The organism is Dyella lutea, assembly GCF_024158035.1.
In the GTDB taxonomy this organism is placed as follows: domain Bacteria; phylum Pseudomonadota; class Gammaproteobacteria; order Xanthomonadales; family Rhodanobacteraceae; genus Dyella_A; species Dyella_A lutea.
In genome coordinates this window covers 143,118-161,260 of record NZ_JAMZEK010000004.1, presented here as the reverse complement: position 1 = coordinate 161,260, position 18,143 = coordinate 143,118, and the positions used below count along the sequence as shown (strand labels likewise).

Sequence of the window (18,143 nt, the reverse complement as noted above, 5' to 3'; positions counted from 1 at the left end):
GGCTAGTGGCGCAGCAGCGACAACACGACCTCCAGCACGATCAACAGCACGATGGCGATTTCCAGCCACTCCGATCGCCGGCTCGAGGCCTCCTCGTACAACGCGGCGTAGGTGTCGCGGATGATCGCCAGCTTGCGGTCGACCGACGCGCTGAGCGCGGGCACGCGGAACAGGCCGAGTGCGGCGCTGTAGACGCGCGCCAGGTAGACGTCCTCGGTGACCTGCAGCGCGTTGTCCACCTTCTCGGTGAGCTCGGTCGCCTCGGCCACCAGCATGTACAGCCCGCGCGCAAGATGCGCGAAGCGGCGCGCCGCCAGCAGCGAGCCGGTGCCACGCGCCTCCTGCACCCGCGCGTACATCCGGGGCAGCTCGTTGTCGAGCAGCGTGTCGTAGTAGCGGAACTCGACCAGCTGGGCGTTCGCTACCTCGAGCACGTCGGCCACGTCCGAGTCGCCGCGGGGTTCGTAGACGAAGGCGCGGTCCCAGGTGAGCAGGACCAGGTCGTCCGTGTAGTAGGAATAACCGTGCGCCAGCAGTTCGCGGCGGGCTCCCTCGGACAGCGGGCGCGACTCGCCCGACAGCAACGCCGCCAGGTCGACCCGTTCGCGCAGCGTGGCCGCATCCAGCGGCGCGTCGAAGGCCTGCACCACGCCGAGCAGGTAGTCCTCCTGCAACGAGGCGTCGACGGCCGGCCGGTCCAGCGCCGGGGCGATGGCTTCGACCACATGCTGGCGCAGCGTCGTCCACAAGGTATCCGGCGCGGCCGGCCCGACCGCGCGGTCCAGCGCGTTGAAGCGCGCGGCGAACGCCGGCCATGGCGCGTCGGCCAACGCAACGCGCACGGCGAAGGCGGCGACACCGAAGTCGTACAGCCGCACGCGGACGCGGGCGGTGACCTCGACGCCGTCCAGCACGAGGGTCAACGGCTCCAGCGTCAGTTCCAGCGGCGGCACGTCGAAAGCCACCGCCTTGGGTGGCGCGGTGAGCAACCGGCTGCGCCGCCCTTCCGCGCCGGCCCGGGCCAGCCACGCAGCCTCGGCCCGACTCAGGTCGATCGCATAGGCGATATCGAACAGCCGCAAGGCCACCAGCTCGCCGTTGCGCACCGTCACGGAAGATTGCTGCGTCATCACGCCATCTCCGACCGATCCTGCTGTCCAGTTTAGGTCGGTCGATGCGACGGGCGCCTGACCGGGGTCAATCCGCACGACACCTCCCTTTCGCGGCTTCGCGGTTTGCGATCGTGCCGAAAATGTATACGATGTATACATGACCCGCCGGAACACCGCCGAAGCGATCCTCCTGGCCGCCCACGAACTGTTCGACCGTGAGGGTCCCGGTGCCGTCACCATGCGCCGCATCGCCGAAGCGGTCGGCATCACGCCGATGGCGCTGTACCGCCATTTCCCGAATCGCGATGCCCTGCTCAAGCGGATCTCCGAGGAGAGCTTCCAGAGCGCGGCCAGCACCTGGCGCAGCCAGCGCCGCCGGCGCGACCCGGTCGCCCGGCTGCTGGCGACCCAGGAGGACTACCTCGACTACGCGTTGCAGCATCCCCACCTGTTCGATCACGCGTTCTCGGTGCAGCGCGACGACGCGCGGCGCTTTCCCGAAGATTTCCGCGCGCGCCGCTCGCCGACCCTCAACGTGGTGGCCGACCTGCTCGCCGAAGGCATGCGCGACGGGGTGTGGCGCGACGACGATCCCTGGGACGTGGCGATGACGCTGTGGGCGCATGCGCATGGCCTGATCGCGCTGTATCGGGCGGGCCGCTTCAGCTACGACGCGAAGCAGTTCCGCGCCTTCTACCTCGCATCGATCCGGAGACTGCTCGATGGCCTCAAAGCCTGATGTCCGCGAAGCCGCCACGATCATCGCCGCCACGGCGACCTCGGCCCTGCTGTGGTGGTTCGGCAGCGGCCTGCACCCGCTGTGGTGGCTGACCTGGTTGGCGCCCCTGCCGCTGCTCTGGCTCGCGCCGCGCACCCGACGCTGGCGTGCGGCACTCGCCGCGCTGGTCGCTGTTGCCGCGGGTGGGCTCAACCAGTGGCGCTACCTGCACGATTACATCGGACTGCCGCTGTCGGTGATCGTGTACGTGATCCTGCTGCCGGCCGTGTTGTTCGCTCTCGTGGTGCTGCTGCACCGGCGACTGCTGCTGCGCGGTCGGGCACTGGCTGCCACGCTTGCCGTACCGGTCACCTGGACGACCATCGGCTACCTCAACAGCCTGCTGTCGCCGCACGGCACGTTCGGCGCCATCGGCTACACCCAGATGAACGCGCTGCCGGTGATCCAGGTAGCGGCGCTGGCCGGCGTGTGGGGCATCGGCTTCCTCGTGCTGCTGCTGCCGGCCACACTCGCGGTGCTGGCTTCGGATGCCCCGCGCCGCGGGCGCCTGCAGGCGGGGACGCTGTGCGTCGCCATCCTGCTGCCCGCGCTCGGCTACGGCGCGTACCGGCTGCAGGCGCCGGCCGAGGAATCCCTGCGGATCGGACTGGCCTCGCTGGAGACGCCGATCCGGCCGCCGCTGGCCAGCCCCCAGGGGCAGGACCTGCTCGCCCGCTACCAGGCCGTCATCGCCCGACTGGCCGGACAAGGCGCACGCGCGGTCGTGATCCCGGAGACTTCGTTCGCCACCGCCGACGCAGACATCCCGGCGTTCGCCCAGCAGGCCCGACAGGATCGACTGCAGCTGGACGTGGGCGTGGAATACCAGGGCGAGGCCGGCGGCGAACGCAACATGGCCATGGTGTTCCAGCCGGACAATGCCTCCCCGGCCACCTACAGCAAGCACCACCTGATTCCCGGCTTCGAAGCCCGCTATCGCCCGGGCAGCACCTATCGGATGCTCGATGGTTCGCCGCGCATCGGCCTGGCGATCTGCAAGGACATGGATTTCCACGACATCGGCCAGGCCTATGCCGCGCTGGGTGCGCAACTGCTGCTGGTGCCAGCGTGGGACTTCAGCGTCGACGGCTGGCTGCACGGCCGCATGGCGATCCTACGCGGCGTGGAGGGTGGTTTCGCGGTGGCCCGTGCCGCCCGTTCGGGCCGGCTCACGCTCAGCGACGATCGCGGCCGCGTGGTCGCCGAGGCATCCAGCGAGCACCACGATGCCGAACTGGTCGGCGACCTGCCGCTGCGCCATACGCGCACCCCCTACAGCCGCTGGGGCGACCTGTTCGCCTGGCTCAACCTGGCGGGTCTGCTCGCGCTGCTCTGGCGAGCCCTGCGGCCTGCCCGCGGCGCCTGAGTCACCGTGGCCGCGGCGGATCGAGCAGCAGGCCGATGTTTGACCCACTGGTCGGCGCCAGGGTCGGCACGAGATCGTCCGCGGTAAACGGCTCGCCGTCCGGCCCCAGTCCGCGCAGGTAGTAGTGCCGGTCGCCGACACGACGGTAGAAGAACGCACGCGGCGACACCGTCGAGGGATCCATGATCATCACCGGATTCAGCCCACCGCCCTCACCCCGCAAGGCATCCAGATCTTCCGGATAACGGCCGTGTTGCAGCCGGTAGAACTCGATCCGGGGTACCAGGTCATTCAGCTCCGCCTGCGCCAACCGTGCGCGCAGATGATCGTAGACCCCGCCGCGCTGCACGAAACCGAAATAGAACAGGCCGCCATACAGCAAGACGCTGAACGCGATCCCCGCCGCGCCGATCCATGCCACCCGGCGTCCGCCCGGACGGCGCGAGGCCAGCCCGACCAGGATGGCCGCAAGCCCCACCGGCACGCCCAGCAACGGGATGAACGAGGCGCCGGCCAGCACATACCAACCTCCCGCCAGTGGTGCCGATGGCCGTAATGGCAGCGGCGGCGGCGAGCCGCGATCAGGAGGCACGGGCGACTCCGCAGGAGGACTGCTTCGCGAACGTGACGGAGCCGCTCATCCGGCCACCGCCGGATCGGCCATGTCCGGCAGTTCGGGAGGTTCCACCGTGCGGTGGCGAACGACGAAGGTTGCCTTCACGCGCTGCGAGCGGATCAGGTAGGCGCTCCACAAGCTCACGCCGATCACTGCGCGAACGATCGTGGCAATGTCCTTCTCGGTCGCCTTGAGCGTAGGCATCTGCGCGGACAGCGCCAGGTCCACGCATTGCAGCAGGACACCCGACACCAGCACCAGCATGGCCACCCTGGGGAAGCTGCTGCGCCGCTTCAGGAACAGCGCCAGTACCAGCAGCGTGAACACCCATCCACCGAGATTGCCGGCCAGTTCGAACAGCAGCAGCGGCGCCCAAAGCGCGTTGTACGTGGGAGCGCCGAAGGTGGTCAGTGCCGTCCAGCGCTCGATCGCCAGCGCGCCGCCCATATGCCACAACGCCGCAGTGGCCATGACCAGGCGGAACCCGAGCACCAGCCCCAGCACCACCAGCCAGCCGGCAAAGCCGGCCAGGCGACGGTCGCCCGCCGGTGCCGGTTCGGGGTCGTAGCGATACACCCGCGCCGCCAGCCAGGCCCAGCCGGCAGCCATGCCGACGGCCAGCAGGGCCATCAGCCAGTTCATGTGGTCGATCCACGAGCCGCGCGCGGCGCCGGGCTGGAGCGCCGGATTCCACCAGAAGCGGAACGCCAGCACCTTGCGCGCACGCGCCAGGTCGTCGAGGTAACGCGGCATCTGCGCAGCCGGCACCTCGTCCGTCAGCGACTGGAAGTGATCGGTGATCAGCAGCCGCAGCCCGTCGCGGCGGATCGAGCGCTCGAAGCGGAACGCCGGGTCGTCCACCCGGGTGGTCATGGTCTTCACCGGCCAGGCATTGGGCAGGAGCACCTCGGTCTGCTGGCTGAGATCCAGCGGATAGGAGACCTGCAGGGGAGCCGTGCGGATCGGCGTGTCGGGTGCATTCATCGCCCGGGCGAGCTCGGGAAAATGCAGCAGGGCCACGCGTCCCCTGCCGTCATCGGCCGGTGCGGACATCGCGTGGATCATGTAGTTCTCGTCGACGGTCACGCGGTTGGCCGTGGGGTCGTCGCGCATTGCCAGCGCGCCAGCCTCCCCGATGTGCGGATAGTAGCCGGCGTAGAAATTCAGGAAATTCTTCTGCAGCTCGGCCAGGCTGTTGCTGGCGAAGGCGTTGCGCAGGGCCTCGCCGACGTCGCCGCTGGCCACCGTCTTCATGGTGAAGCGCACCGGGGTGTCGAAGCCGTGGCTGGCGTCGTAGGTGGCATGCAGCTCGCGCCGAGAGGCGTCCGGCGCCGCCCGCTTCATCGCGGTGAGCGCCCGGCCGCCGGGGGCCACCACCAGCGCCAGGTCGAAGTGATCCTGCGACAGGTGAGCCAGGTCGGCCATCTGGGTGTTGCGGGTCGGATCGATCCACCAGTCCTTGCCGTCGACGCGTGCCAGCACCAGCACGTGGTCGAACACGCCGGGACTGGGCAACTGGTCCGCCACGCCCCGCTGCAGGTCGGTGTTGACCAGGGCCGGCCAGGCATCGATGCCCAGGTGACGCAGCAGCGTCACGGTCAGCAGGGTCTTGTCCTTGCAGTCACCGAAACGGCGCGCATACACCTGCGTCGGCGGATTGGGCGCGTGCGAGTTCGGCCCGATCTCCACGCCGAGGTAGCGCACCTCGCCCTGCACCAGCCGCAAGGCGGCGAGCATGCGCCCGGCGGGCGTCGACTCGGTTCGGGCGATGCGATCGACCTGCGCCTGCAGCGCGGCGTCGAGCGTGTCCGGCGTGCGATACAAAGGCAGCGCCCAGTCCACCACCTGCCCCCAGTCGTCGAACTGGCTCCATGAAACCTGGGCGAACGGGGAATACCACGCCGGCGCGCCCGCCTCGACCGTCAGCACCGGTGGATCGACCACGTCCCAGGTGTAGTCGCGCAGGCCGTCATGCACCGTCACGCGCGGCTTCATCGCGGTGTGCCGGCTCGCCAGTTTCAGCGATGCACCGACCGGCACCAGCAGGCGCGCATGGACGCGGGCCACCGGCAGGCCGAACTGCAATTCGTAGGTGCCGAAGTCGCGCCCGCCGAACACCGGATTGCGACCGCTCATGACGTAGGAGTAGTCGACCACGTCGCCCGGACGCACGTCGTCGAGAAAGATCGCCAGCGTGCGCGTGCCGTCGTAGATGCGCTCCTCCAGCCCCGCCTCGCGCTGGATCACCCGCATCTTCGCCGTGTGCAGCTGGGAGATCACCCGGCCATGGCGGATCACGTCCAGCGAATGCAGCACCAGCTTCTGGTAGGACGGATCGAATGGGATCTGGATGTTGGCGATCGCCTCCACCCCGTGCGCATCGAGCGCTTCGCTGACCACCCGGTGATAGCGCTCCCGGTCGTGCCGGTCGGCCAGGATCTGCGTATCGGTGAGCAGGAAGGCCACGCCATCGCTGCCCTGCCCCAGCTTCGCCCCATCAGCCTTCCCCGGAGCGACCGGCACCACCCATCCGGGCAGTGGGCCGGTCGTGTAGTCCGCGGCATGGCCAGCCATCGGCAGAAACGCCACCAGCACCAGCAGGCACCGCTGCAACCACCCGCCCACTGCGTCGGCACCCCGTCCGGGGCGCACGTCTTCCCTATCCAATGCCCTGCTCCTGGTCCCCCAACCGTCCGCCCGATGCTACCCGGAATCGCACCGGCCGGAACGCCGCGCGGCACCGCTAACGGCGCATCCGCTGCCACTCGTCGAGGATCTCCACGATCGCATCGCCCGGCTGCTCGTCCGACTGCCAGTCTACCGGCGAGCCGGCATCGAGCAGCAGCCGCCCGACCACGGCATGCTCACCGCCGTGCCCCTCGGCCATGCGGCTGCCTTCCGCCGCCCAGACCAGCGGCTGGGCGTGGAATTCATGATCGCGCACTGCGGTTGAGGCGCCATGGGCGAGCAAGGCGCGCGTGGCGTCGGGTTGCCCGCGCATCGCCGCGCAGTGCAGCGCGGTCTTGCCGATCTCCTCGTCGCCGCGGTCCACGTCCAGTCCGCACGCCAGCAGGGCCTCGATCGCCGCAACGTGCCCCTCCTCGGCAGCCCGGTAGAGCGCGGCATAGTGGTCGGCCCGGATCGCCCCGCGCAGCGTCGGCTCTTCCGCGAGCATGGCGTCGACGGCGGCCCGATCGCCGCGGGCGGCGCTGGCCACCAGCCGATCCACCGGCGCCAGCACGTCGCCGGCCCCGTGCGCGGCAAGCCAGCCGGCCACTGCGTCGTTCCCGTTCAATGCAGCGATCGCGTACGGCGTGCGGCCATCGGCGCGACGGCGCGTGAGGTCCGCACCATGCGCCGCCAGCAAGGCGACCAGCGCGACATCGCCGCGGCGTGCCGCCACATGCAGCGGGCTCTCGCCATTGGTCGCGAACACCGGGTCGGCATCGGCACCGTGTTCGAGCAGCCAGCGCACGCCGTCGATGGCGTTCGACCACTGCAGGATCGCGTACAGCGTCGCCGAACCATCGGTAGCCCAGGGCTGGTTGGCCGAGGCGCCGTGTGCGTGCAGGAAGTCCAGCCTGGCGAGGTCGCCGCCGCTGGCGAGGATGGGCAGGGTGACGCCGTCGTTAGGATCGGCGCCGGCGGCGAACAGCACCTCGGCCAGCGCCAGCGATTCGGTCACCAGCATCGCACCCCACAGCACGGCCCGCTGGACGCCGTGGTGCACCCAGGGGAAACGCAGCCGGGCATCGGCCCCCATCGCCAGCAGTTGCCGGGCGATGGCGACCAGTCCGGCGGCATCGGCCAGCCCGCTGCGCCCCAACGAGGTGTGGCAGACGTAGTGCAGGGGCTGCCAGCCGCGCGGACCGCCGGCCTGCGTGGCGAGCGCCGGCTGCTCCGCAAGGCGCGCCAGCACCCGCGGTGCATCGCCCATGACGAGCGCGGCGTGAAAGCTCGCCGCGGGCAGCTGCCGGTGGCGCTCCAGCAGCCGCCGCGCGCGATCGGTGCGCCCGTCGGTAGCGGCCTCGACGAAGGCCGTGGGAATGTCATCGTGGCGCAGGCTTGCTTCTTCCACGTGCTCGGCCAAGGCCTTCCACGAGGGAAAGCCGTGCTCGCGCGCGAGCACCGATTGCGCGTCGTGCAGGGCGAGCGGTTCGTTGCGCAGGGCGTCGTCGGACCAGCCGGCGTAGGCGGGCAGCTGGCGGAAACGCGCCAGGGCCGCGACATCGCCGTCGCCGGCGGCGCGCTTCAATTCCTTCGCCTGACGCTTGAGCTGCCCGATGTCGGGATGTTGCGGAAGGGTGCGGTGGGGCATTGCGGAATCCTCCATGCAGAGGCCGGCGGTCCGCAGGCTGGCCAGCACGGAGACGAGATGCCGTCACCGGTGTTCGACCAGGGTGGACTCCGTCCTTCGCGCGGACCCGCGGGCGCCCCGAAGCGCCTCGCGATGATCGGCCCGGTGCCACGCGAGGTCAAGACGAAACCGGCGGAGCGTCCACGACGACAGCCCCTTCCGCGCCATCGCCCGGCCCGGCCCGGCAAGCACCGGAACGGTCGCTGCACCGGGCATGCCCCTGGCCAGCCGCGGGATGTGCCGCAAGAGCGATGCACCGGGGCGAGCACCGGATCCCGCGGAACCGGCTAAGCTGCCGACGCCCCACAGCAGGAGAACGACGGCGTGTTCCATCCCCTGGACTGGCTCGGCCGCCGCCTGGCGGATTTCCTCGCCAAGCCGCGCCCGGTGGAAATGCACTTCAGCACGTCCGGCTTCCGGCTGCTCCAGTTCTCGCTGCGCAAGGGCGACGTGCTGCTGGTGGAGGGCAGCAGCCGCTTCAGCACAGCGGTGAAATACCTCACCCAGTCAAGCTGGTCGCATGCGGCGCTGTACGTCGGCGACACCCTGCTGTCGGAGCGGCCCGAGCTGGGGCCGCACGTGCTCATCGAAGCCGACGTGACCGATGGCGTGCGCGCCGTCCCGCTGCACAGCTACCAGGGTGTGCACACCCGCATCTGCCGACCGGTCGGCCTCTCCCGGGAGGAGTTGGCGACCGTGATCGAACACGCCCGGCGGCGACTCGGCCAGCAGTACGACGTGAAGAACATCATCGACCTGCTGCGCTACCTGATGCCCACCCCGCCGATTCCCGGCCACCTGCGCCGGCGGCTGCTGGCGCTGGGCAGCGGCGACCCGACCCGGGCGATCTGCTCGTCGCTGATCGCCGATGCCTTCCATAGCGTGCGCTACCCGATCCTGCCCCTGGTCGAACGGGCCGACCGCCGACGCAAGGGCGCAAGGCAGGCGCGGCGCGAGATCCTGCACATCCGCAACTCGCGGCTGTTCGCTCCGCGCGACTTCGACATCTCGCCCTACTTCCTGATCGTCAAGCCGCTGCTGGAGCAGCAGTTCGACATCCACCAGCTGCGCTGGGCCGAGCCGGAACAGCTGCCCCGGGACGACGGCGAGGATTGAGCCGCCCTCGCCTCGGCGGGCGCCGGCGCCGGCCGGAAGCGGGTGTCGGGCAGCGGAGTCGACACGGCAGGGGACCCGTCGGAGTTCTATTCGGCGGGCGCAGGCCGTAACGTTCGTCCACCCCGCTCCGTGACTGCCGACCCCGATGCTGCGACCCTTCACCACGCAACGCCTTCGCCAGCGCCTGCTCGCCTGGGCGGCGGTCGCCCGGGCCGACCGCTGGTTTCCGCAGTGGCCGCTGGCGGTTCTGCTGGCATTGGGCAGCCGCTGGCTGTTGCAGGTCCTGCCCGCGGGCTCGCTGCACACCGTGCTCGACGACCTCGTGCAGGGGCGGCACGACCTTCCGCCCGGATCGCTGCCGCCGCTGCTGATCGGCACAGGCATGCTGCTGTCGGCGCTGGGGCTGCTGATGCGCTCGCGGCTGGCATGGACCCTGGCGCTGCTGCTCAGCGTGACCGCGCTGACCAGCGTGGCGGTCGGGCCGGCACCGCACGGGCTCCGCGCCCTCGTCTACTTCGCGGTGTTGCCGCTGTTGCTGCTGTCGGCCTGGCGGCGCTTCGATCACTCCAGCCTGACCTCGGGCACGCTGTTCGCCCTGACCTCGGTGGCGATGCTGCTGCTCTACGCCACCTTCGGCGCCTACTACCAGGGCAGCGCCTTCCGGCCGCAGATCGCCGACCTGCCCACCGCGCTGTACTTCGCCGTGGTCACCATGAGCACGGTGGGCTACGGCGACATCACCCCGCAGACCGCCGACGCGCGCCTGTTCACGGTGTCGATCATCGTGCTTGGCGTGGCGGTATTCGCCACCTCGCTGACCGCGGTGGTGGCGCCGATGGTCAGCCGCAGCCTGCAACGCATCGTCAATCACAAGGGACGCCGCATGAAACGCGAGAACCATTTCGTCGTGGTCGGCGACACGCCGCTGGCGGTCAACACCTGGCGCGAACTCAGCCGCCGCGGCCAGCCCGTCACGCGCCTGCTGCGACGCGCGCCGGATACCGCCCTGCCGGCCGACGTGGATGCCGTGTACGGCGATCCCAGCGACGGCGACGTGCTGCACCAGGCGGGTGCGGACAAGGCACAGGCGGTGATGGCGATGCTGGACAACGATTCGGACAACGCCTTCGTGGTGCTCGCCGTACGCGAGATCGCCAAGGGCGTACGCACGGTGGCGGCGGTCAACAACGCCGGCTACCTCGGCCGCGTGAAGCTGGCCCAGCCGGATGTGCTGATCGCCCCGCAGATCCTCGGTGGCGAACTGGTGGCGATGCTGATGACCGGCGAGGAGATCAACGCCGACTTCGTGCTGCATCGCGTGTTCCAGACGCCGGAGACGCCCGTCTGACACGCGTCAGCCGCCGAAGCGCTTCGGAATCGGCCGGTCCGGCCGCTCGCCCCGCCGATAGATCGTCACCACCCACAAGCGACGGCCGTCGCACATCAGCTGGAAGCTGTTGATGCCGCGCTGGAACGGCTTCGCATCGGATGTCGCATGGCGCGACTCGTAGATACTGAACGCCTGCGCGATGTCGCCGTAGCGGTCGACCACGCGATGCACCTCGCGCTCGAAGAACCCCTCACCCTCGAGGAACGGACCGGCCGCCTGGATGTAATCCTCCACGCCCATGACGCGGGCGGTGTTCACGCCATCCTTGCCCGTGTGCACGACGCGCGCTCCCGGAACGAACAGCGAGCGCAGGCGATTCCAGTCGCGCTTCCGGGCCCCGGGACCGGAGATGACGTCGTAGACCGCGGCCACGATGGCGTCCGGCGAGGACACATCCGAGACGCGGGCGGCCGGCGCCGGCGTGGCCGGCAGCGCGGCCTGGGCCGTGGCGGAGGATGACGCCGCCGCGGCCATCCACTGCAGGCCACAGGCGGCAGGACTTCGAAGCATCGCGATGGCCGAGGTGGGTTACCTGTCAGTCCAGGAAGCAGGCGACGGAAGCGGCCCGGCCGTTGCGGCCCAGGCGCCGCCCAATCTGCCTCGGACGGTGGCTGCTGACACGACGCTGTCAGCAGGGCACCTCGAAGATGGCGCCTCTTCCGCCAGGGAACCAAGGCCTTGTCCAACATCACGCTGTACGCCACCCGACCCGCTTTCGGCCTGCCCGACTCCAGCCCGTTCGTGATGAAGACCGAGGTGCAGCTGCAGATGGCCGGGCTCGCCTATGACAAAGTCGCGTCGACTCCCCCGCAGGCGCCGAACGGCAAGCTGCCTTACCTGGTGGACGGCGGGGAGACGATCAGCGACTCCACCTTCATCCGCGCGCACATCGAGCGCAGGTACGGCGTCGATCTCGACGCCGGCCTGGATGCACGCCAGCGTGCGGAAGCGTGGGCGATCGAGCGGCTGCTGGAGGACCACCTGTATTTCGCGCTGGTCTGGTTCCGCTGGATCGACCCGGGCAACTTCGCCAAGGGTCCCTCGCAGTTCGCCAGCGGCGCGACGGAGGTCGAGCGCGAACAGATGCGCCGCCTGCTGCAGGATCGCAAGCAGGCGGACCTGCGCGCCCAGGGCATCGGTCGCCACGCCCCCGGGCAGATCGCCGCGCTCGGTGAGCGCTCGATCGACGCGCTGGCACGGCTGCTCGGCGACCGCAGGCATCTGATGGGCGACGCATCGTCTGGCGTCGACGCCACCGCCTTCGCGATGCTGGCCGGCGTTTCCACACCGTTCTTCGACACGCCCCTGCGACGCGCCATGGAAGTCCGCCCCAACCTGGCGGACTATGTCGAGCGGATGATGCGGCAGTACTTCCCACGGCATGCATGGGTGGACCGCACGCAGCTGGCACCGGCCTGATCGGCCAAAAAAAAACCCGACGCCAGGGGCGTCGGGCTGTCGGCAACACCGTGATCCGGCGACGCTCTTCCGACGCCTGGTGCCGGGCGGTTCAGGAGCGGTCGGCCGCCTTCGCGCAATCGCCCCGCGTGCAGTCGAAGTCGACCTTGCTGCCACGACCGACCACGACCGGCACCTTCAGGTGGGTCAGCACGGCCTTGCCATTCTCTTCCAGCGTCACGTTGTAGACGCCGGCCGGCAGCGAGCGCAGCGCATAGCGGCCATCGGCTTGGACATGCACCTTGCGCTGGTTGCCATTGGTGGTGCTGTGTGCAGCCACCACGTCGCCCGGCGGTGCGTAGCCGAACACCGAGCCGGTGGTGGATTGCCCGAAAGCGGCAGCGGAAGCGACGAGACCGAGGGCAGCGACCACGACGAGGCGCGCGCCGCGAGCGAGGCGCGCCGGATTGGCGTGGGTCTTGTTCATGGTGATCTGTTTCCTTGTGGCATCGGGGGAGATGGATGCGCGCGGGCCACCAGGGGTTTGGCGATGTGCCCGCGACGCGCGCCGTCCGCATGCGCACTGACGGCCGGCGCAGGCTAACCGCGCCCCGGCCCGCCCCCGATGCGCCAAAGGTCACGAAAAGGGCCACAGGTCATGGCCCATCCCACGAGTCGTGCGCCGTCCGATCAGCCGTGCCTTGCGCAGCGGAAGCGCTCGCGGAACCGATTGGCCTGGGGTTCGCCGGCGCCGAGGTCGAGGTAGGTCGCCGGCCCGTGACAAACCCGCTCGGCAACGCGCTGGCAGAGCCCCTGCGGATCGTCCGACGCCGTGCCTGGCGCCTGTGCCGCGAGGGTGCCGCGACAGGCGATCCAGGCAATGCCGTCGGGACCGGGAGGGATCGAGCGGAACGCCTCCGCCCTGGCCAGGTCTCCCGCCAGCCAGTGGCCGCCGAAAGCCGCCCCGCCCGCCACCAGCAGCACCACCGCCAGCAGCAGGCTCCATCGAATCATGCTTCGCCGTTGCATCTGTCCATCCTCCTCAAGGCGCCTTCGACCGATACCGGCCGGCATCGTTCCCTGACGTCCGCACCCGGCTCAGACCCGCCGGCCGTTGAATCGCAGCACCGGCCCCACGGCATTCAGCACGGCCGCGCAGACGACGTCGGGAAGATCTTCCATCATCCGGGCGATCTTTCCCGTGACGTAGGCATGCAGGAGGCCGACCGCATCCACGAAACGGCACTGGCCAAGGGCATGGTGCCGATCGCCCAGTCCGCACTGGCCATGGCCTGGCGCGGCCTCCTCGCTGACCGAGACCTATCGGGTGCGCGCCGAGTAGCCCGCTGGCCGGTCTGCTCAGTGCTGCGCCCGCGCGGCCCTGGCAAACAGCCCGGCAGAGATCAACCAGAGTCCGACAAAGACGAGCGAGAGGCCGACCACCGGCCCAGGGCTGGCAGCCACCACCCATCCCGCCAGGCCAACGCCCGTCTGCGCCAGCGCCATGACGAGCATCATGCGCATCATGCCAGCGGCCCGACCGCGCGCGAGGACCGCTGCGACGACGCCCAGCCCGAGCACGGCCAGGAACACCCGGTTCGCTAGCGCGCCAGGGGGACCGGCGATGCCCACGGCGAGATCGATCCACAGCGCCAGAAACGTCGTTGCCAGCGCCATGCCAACCGCTCCGCGATAGGCGCCATCGCACCTGCGACGCGCAACGAACTCCCAGGTACCGCAGACGCACGCAAGCATCGCACCGAACACCACGAAATCGCCGGGACTCCAGTTCACTTCCGCGGTGAATCGCATCGCCACCCAGGGCCCTGCGAGCAGCCCGACAGCGGCGCCCCCGCGCAAGACCGTCCAGCCGTACCCTGTCGACCCCGTCATCATCGCCCGTCCCTCCACGGCGCGCACACGGCTGCCTGGCCAGTATGTCGCATCCCGCCGCCAACCTCGCCCACGCGCCCTCCGACCCATGTCGAATTCCGGCCAGCGCGCCCGTCGTCCTGGGGCAGGCAATCCGCCGCGCCGCCACGGAGAACACCATGTCCTACATCGATGGATTCCTGATCGCCGTTCCGGTCGCCCAGCGCGATGCGTTCATCCGGCACGCGGGGACGTTCGACGCGATCATCCTGGAGTACGGCGCCTTGCGCGTCATGGAATGCTGGGCCGACGATGTTCCGCACGGCAAGCTCACCGACTTCCATCGCGCGGTGCAGGCCCGGGACGACGAGGCCGTGGTGTTCTCCTGGATCGAGTGGCCCGACAAGGCGACGCGTGACTCCGGCATGGCGAAGTTCATGAACGATCTCCGGGTGACCGCCGGCGGCGACATGCCGTTCGACGGCAAGCGCATGATCTTCGGGGGCTTCGCGCCGGTGGTTAGCCTGCCTGGAGGATGACCGGCTCCGGCGCCGGATGCGCCGCAACGGGAGGACGCCCAACGACCGGGGCTTCAGCTCCGCCAGGAGGGTGCCGACAACATCACCCGGATACCGCCGGTCTGCCGAGGCGGTCATCGTTGCGGAGACGAACCATCAACGCCGAGCGCGCCTCCATCCAGTCCGCCCTGCAGCAGCTCGACCTGGCGCTGCAGCGTCATAACCAGTGGTATGACGCCGTCATCCGTACCCTTGTATGCGACCTGCCCGGGGAGCCCGACGACGTCGCTCCGGACGCACATCACCGTTGCCCGTTCGGACGCTGGTACTACGAGGATGCGCCCGCCGTTCTGCATCGGCATCCCGGATTCGCGGCGATCGAGGAGCAGCACGAGCGCATGCACGGGCTGGCGGCGAAGCTGCTGGGCTCACTCGGCAACGGGCAATCCGTGTCGGTCACCGACTTCGATGCGTTCGCCCGCGAGCTGGAGAACCTGCGGCTGGAAATCTTCACCCTGCGACGCGACCTGGAAAACGCGCTTTACAGCCTCGACGAGCTCACCGGCGCCGGCAACCGGATCGGCATGCTCGGCGTCCTGCGCGAGCAGCAGGCGCGGGTGGACCGGGCGCTGCAGTCGTGCTGCGTGGTGATGATCGACATCGACCACTTCAAGCGCGTCAACGATACCTGGGGACATCCGGCCGGCGACCGCGTGCTGGCCGCCTCTGCCCGGCAACTGATGAAGCAGCTGCGTCCCTACGACAAGCTGTTCCGCTATGGCGGCGAGGAGTTCCTGCTCAGCCTGCCGGATACCGACCTGGCCACCGGCCATGCGCTGGCCGAACGCCTGCGCGAGAGCGTGGCCGCACTGCCAATCCCCCTGGATGGGCACGCCGCGATCCACGTCACCATGTCGTTCGGCATCGCCCGGATGGAGCCGGGCCTGGTCGTGGAACAGGCCATCGCCCATGCGGACAAGGCCATGTACGAAGCCAAGCGTGCCGGACGCAACTGCACGCGCGTGTGGGTCGACGCCATGGCCTCGTCGTAGGCGCATGCCCTCGCGACTGCATGCCTGGTGCCCCAGAAGGCACGAAACGACGCCCAGATAGCCTGCCCGGCTGCGACTTTCGACGCTGCACCGGACATTGATTGCAATCAAGTCGGCGAGGGCCGCGCCTCAGAGAATCGGCTTGCCAATGTGGCGTTTTTCACCGATTCCGGAGGCACTCCATGCGTACGCCAGCTGCACTCCCACACGGCCGCGCGGCAACCAGCCATCTGCTGCGCTGTGCCCTGCCCCTCGCCCTGCTCGTACCCTGTCTCGCCTGGGGTGCCTCGCCCATCGATGCCACGTGGCGCACCGTGGCGAACAACGGCAGCCTGATTCCCTCCGCCACCTGCGCTCCCTATGTCGCCATCCCCTCGCCGTCCTGCCGGGTGTTCAACAGCTTCAACCAGCCTTCGGTGAACACCTCCGGGCTGGTCGTGTTCCGTGCGCGCAGCAAGGGTGGCGGCGGGCTGGGAGAGCCTCAGCAGGGCGTCTACACTCGCGACATGGGCGGCAGGAATGAACCGATCGTGCGCATCATCGATCGCGACACGGCGGTCCCGCAGCCGTCCAATCGCAACACGGACTTCCAGGAAACGCCGGCGTTTCCGCGCATCGATGCGAACTGGCCGACGATCGTCACGCGCGGCATCCACCCGCCGGTCTGGCAGGTGACGAACGACGCCGGCGAGGTGGTCGAGCAGGTGGGCACCAACGGCGTGTACGCCAACCCGTTCGGCGACCTGGTCACCGGCGAGAGCCGCCTCGGCAGCGTGGCGGCCTTCCCGTTCTTCCATGTGCCCGGCGAACCCGGTACCGCGTTCGACATCGTGCCGGGCGCACCGGCGATCACCAACCACGACATCATCGTTTTCAAGGGCAACTACACCGTCGGCACTGTCAGCAAGACCGGCGTCTACTACCGCCAACTGATGAACGCGCCGTTCCCGATGGCCGGCGGGCCCTCGCTGTCGCCCGGCAGCGGTACCCAGCCGGTAGTGCTGATCGCCAGCTCCGACAGCTACATCCCCGGCACCAGCATCCATTTCGGCTCGACCGCCCCGCCCAGCGCGGCCGAGGGCAAGGTCGTGTTCCTCGGCCTGGACAACGAGGAGCAGCCGACCGTCGGCGGCATCTACCTGGCACCGATCGGCGCCCCGCAGCCGGCACTGCGCGCGCTGGTGAAGATCGGCGACCAGGTGCCCGGCGAGCGTCCATCGGCGCACTTCACCCAGCTTGGCGAAGGCCTCTCGTTCGATGGCCGGATGGTGGCGTTCTGGGGAGCCTGGGGCGCCGAAACCCAACCGTTGACGCTGCAGTGCCCGCAGGACGGCAACGCGAACCTGATCGCCTACTGCCACCAGCTGTATCCGGGCGGCCATACCGTGCAGATCCCGGTACACCAGGGCATGTTCGTGCACGACGTCGCAAGGGGCCGCACCTGGGCGATCGCCAAGTCGCCGAATATCTTCAGCACCTTCCTGTACTGGAACTTTTCCGGCAAGGCGCCCGGCGACTCGAGCGAGGAAGACGGCGAGCTTGCACGCTGGCGCTCAGCCTCGTTCATAGCGGTGTCACGGCTCGGCAATCGCGGACTGGCCGCCAAGGGACTGTTCCATGTCGCCTTCAAGGCCAGCACCGGCACGCTGGAGAACGGCGCCTACGTCAATGCGGTGGATGGCATCTACCTGAGCAGCGGCCCGGTATTCAGCCTGTTGCGCGCCGCAGTCATCACCGGCATGCCCGGCACCGTGCTCGATCCGCAGGCGGTCGACCCGGCCACCGGCGAGGCATTGCCGATCACCACCCTTGGCATCGAGCGCGACGGCTTCCGCGGCGACCAGTTGGTGATCAACGCCTCGATGGCCAACGAGGAGGCTGGCTGGGCCGGCATCTACCTCACCCGCATGCGCTTCTGAGAGTCCCTACGGGGCCCCGCCGCGGCGGGGCTCGTCGATCGGACATCATCCCATCGTCCGCGGGCGACGTAGCCTTCCAGCTTGCCCGGCTCCTCGGGACCGCGCCCTCGTCTGCCTGTTCCGCGCGCCCCGAAATCGTGGCGCGACGCCGACGGGGGGATGGCACGAAGCCTGGCCCGGATGGCAGACGGCGCCCAGCGCCAGGCCGGTTTCAACCGGGAAACGCACGGTTCGTGTGAACCCGTCGTTCACAAAGCATTTGCCAAGCGGCCCGCCACCCACTACTGTGCGCTGGCTGAGTTTCAAGGGTCACGCGAACTGTGGCCCGATGCTGTAGTGAGCAGTTACACCTACACCGTTGTACCCGTTTCCTCCTTGTGACCAGCTCCTCGCCGCGCCATGCGGCTTTCATCCGTTCCAAGGAGATACAACGATGGCTCAGACCGAAACCGGTACCGTCAAGTGGTTCAACGATGCCAAGGGCTTTGGCTTCATCAGCCGTGAGAGCGGCGACGACGTGTTCGTGCACTTCCGCTCGATCGTGTCCTCGGGCTTCAAGAGCCTGCAGGAAGGCCAGAAGGTGCAGTTCGTCGTGACCCAGGGCCCGAAGGGCCTGCAGGCCGACCAGGTGCAGCCGCTCTGACGGCAT

Annotated in this window: 18 protein-coding genes; 9 read left to right on the top strand and 9 right to left on the bottom strand. The window is 69.3% G+C overall.

The annotated features are described in order from the left end of the window. Positions 1–2: 2 nt before the first annotated feature. The gene (locus NC595_RS17380) at positions 3–1,130 is read right to left on the bottom strand and encodes a hypothetical protein (protein ID WP_253568584.1); all 1,128 of its coding nucleotides are present in this window, start codon (positions 1,128–1,130) and stop codon (positions 3–5) included. Positions 1,131–1,269: 139 nt separating this feature from the next. Here NC595_RS17380 and NC595_RS17375 point away from each other — a divergent pair, with 139 nt between their 5' ends. Together NC595_RS17375 and NC595_RS17370 are read left to right on the top strand one after the other, a co-directional pair. Further along, positions 1,270–1,851, top strand: coding sequence for a TetR/AcrR family transcriptional regulator (locus NC595_RS17375; protein WP_253568583.1), 582 nt, complete (start codon positions 1,270–1,272; stop codon positions 1,849–1,851). Continuing rightward, positions 1,835–3,256: a nitrilase-related carbon-nitrogen hydrolase gene (locus tag NC595_RS17370; RefSeq protein ID WP_253568582.1), complete on the top strand. Its 1,422-nt coding sequence runs from the start codon at positions 1,835–1,837 to the stop codon at positions 3,254–3,256. The genes NC595_RS17375 and NC595_RS17370 overlap by 17 nt, the downstream gene beginning before the upstream one ends. A 1-nt stretch (position 3,257) precedes the next feature. Here the strand turns inward: NC595_RS17370 and NC595_RS17365 are convergent, their stop codons facing one another. From NC595_RS17365 to NC595_RS17355, 3 genes are all read right to left on the bottom strand, one after another. Beyond that, positions 3,258–3,776, bottom strand: a complete 519-nt coding sequence (locus tag NC595_RS17365) for a hypothetical protein (protein ID WP_253568581.1) — start codon at positions 3,774–3,776, stop codon at positions 3,258–3,260. A gap of 117 nt (positions 3,777–3,893) precedes the next feature. Further along, a complete protein-coding gene (locus NC595_RS17360; RefSeq protein WP_253568579.1) occupies positions 3,894–6,539 on the bottom strand; it encodes a DUF3857 domain-containing protein in 2,646 nt (881 codons plus the stop codon). Between the two features lie 76 nt (positions 6,540–6,615). Beyond that, on the bottom strand, positions 6,616–8,190 hold the full coding sequence (locus NC595_RS17355) for an ankyrin repeat domain-containing protein (RefSeq protein WP_253568578.1): 1,575 nt from the start codon (positions 8,188–8,190) through the stop codon (positions 6,616–6,618). Between the two features lie 363 nt (positions 8,191–8,553). Between NC595_RS17355 and NC595_RS17350 the strand changes: the two genes are divergently transcribed. After that, positions 8,554–9,345 (top strand): YiiX/YebB-like N1pC/P60 family cysteine hydrolase, encoded by a 792-nt coding sequence (locus NC595_RS17350; RefSeq protein ID WP_253568576.1) that lies wholly within the window; start codon positions 8,554–8,556, stop codon positions 9,343–9,345. A 145-nt stretch (positions 9,346–9,490) separates the two neighbouring features. Further along, complete coding sequence (locus NC595_RS17345) at positions 9,491–10,693, top strand: ion channel (RefSeq protein WP_253568575.1); 1,203 nt, start codon at positions 9,491–9,493, stop codon at positions 10,691–10,693. Positions 10,694–10,699: 6 nt separating this feature from the next. Here NC595_RS17345 and NC595_RS17340 read toward each other — a convergent pair whose 3' ends face one another. After that, positions 10,700–11,245, bottom strand: a complete 546-nt coding sequence (locus NC595_RS17340) for a hypothetical protein (protein ID WP_253568574.1) — start codon at positions 11,243–11,245, stop codon at positions 10,700–10,702. 168 nt (positions 11,246–11,413) lie between these two features. On the opposite strand from NC595_RS17340, the gene NC595_RS17335 reads away from it, so the two are divergent. Further along, positions 11,414–12,154: a glutathione S-transferase family protein gene (locus tag NC595_RS17335; protein ID WP_253568572.1), complete on the top strand. Its 741-nt coding sequence runs from the start codon at positions 11,414–11,416 to the stop codon at positions 12,152–12,154. A gap of 91 nt (positions 12,155–12,245) precedes the next feature. On the opposite strand, the gene NC595_RS17330 is transcribed toward NC595_RS17335, so the two are convergent. The 4 genes from NC595_RS17330 to NC595_RS17315 form a co-directional block, all read right to left on the bottom strand. Continuing rightward, positions 12,246–12,620, bottom strand: a complete 375-nt coding sequence (locus NC595_RS17330; protein ID WP_253568570.1) for a carboxypeptidase-like regulatory domain-containing protein — start codon at positions 12,618–12,620, stop codon at positions 12,246–12,248. A 203-nt stretch (positions 12,621–12,823) separates the two neighbouring features. Next, positions 12,824–13,147 carry a hypothetical protein gene (locus NC595_RS17325; protein WP_253568569.1) on the bottom strand — a complete coding sequence of 108 codons (324 nt, stop codon included), beginning with the start codon at positions 13,145–13,147 and terminating at the stop codon, positions 12,824–12,826. Between the two features lie 84 nt (positions 13,148–13,231). Beyond that, a complete protein-coding gene (locus NC595_RS17320) occupies positions 13,232–13,369 on the bottom strand; it encodes a hypothetical protein (RefSeq protein WP_253568567.1) in 138 nt (45 codons plus the stop codon). A 123-nt stretch (positions 13,370–13,492) separates the two neighbouring features. After that, complete coding sequence (locus NC595_RS17315) at positions 13,493–13,945, bottom strand: hypothetical protein (RefSeq protein ID WP_253568566.1); 453 nt, start codon at positions 13,943–13,945, stop codon at positions 13,493–13,495. A 239-nt stretch (positions 13,946–14,184) separates the two neighbouring features. On the opposite strand from NC595_RS17315, the gene NC595_RS17310 reads away from it, so the two are divergent. From NC595_RS17310 to NC595_RS17295, 4 genes are all read left to right on the top strand, one after another. Next, positions 14,185–14,544, top strand: a complete 360-nt coding sequence (locus NC595_RS17310; protein WP_253568913.1) for a DUF1428 domain-containing protein — start codon at positions 14,185–14,187, stop codon at positions 14,542–14,544. Positions 14,545–14,663: 119 nt separating this feature from the next. Next, positions 14,664–15,575, top strand: a complete 912-nt coding sequence (locus tag NC595_RS17305; protein ID WP_253568564.1) for a diguanylate cyclase — start codon at positions 14,664–14,666, stop codon at positions 15,573–15,575. Between the two features lie 182 nt (positions 15,576–15,757). Further along, on the top strand, positions 15,758–17,494 hold the full coding sequence (locus NC595_RS17300) for a hypothetical protein (RefSeq protein WP_253568563.1): 1,737 nt from the start codon (positions 15,758–15,760) through the stop codon (positions 17,492–17,494). A 433-nt stretch (positions 17,495–17,927) separates the two neighbouring features. Then, positions 17,928–18,137 carry a cold-shock protein gene (locus tag NC595_RS17295; RefSeq protein ID WP_253568561.1) on the top strand — a complete coding sequence of 70 codons (210 nt, stop codon included), beginning with the start codon at positions 17,928–17,930 and terminating at the stop codon, positions 18,135–18,137. The last annotated feature ends 6 nt before the right edge of the window (positions 18,138–18,143 follow it).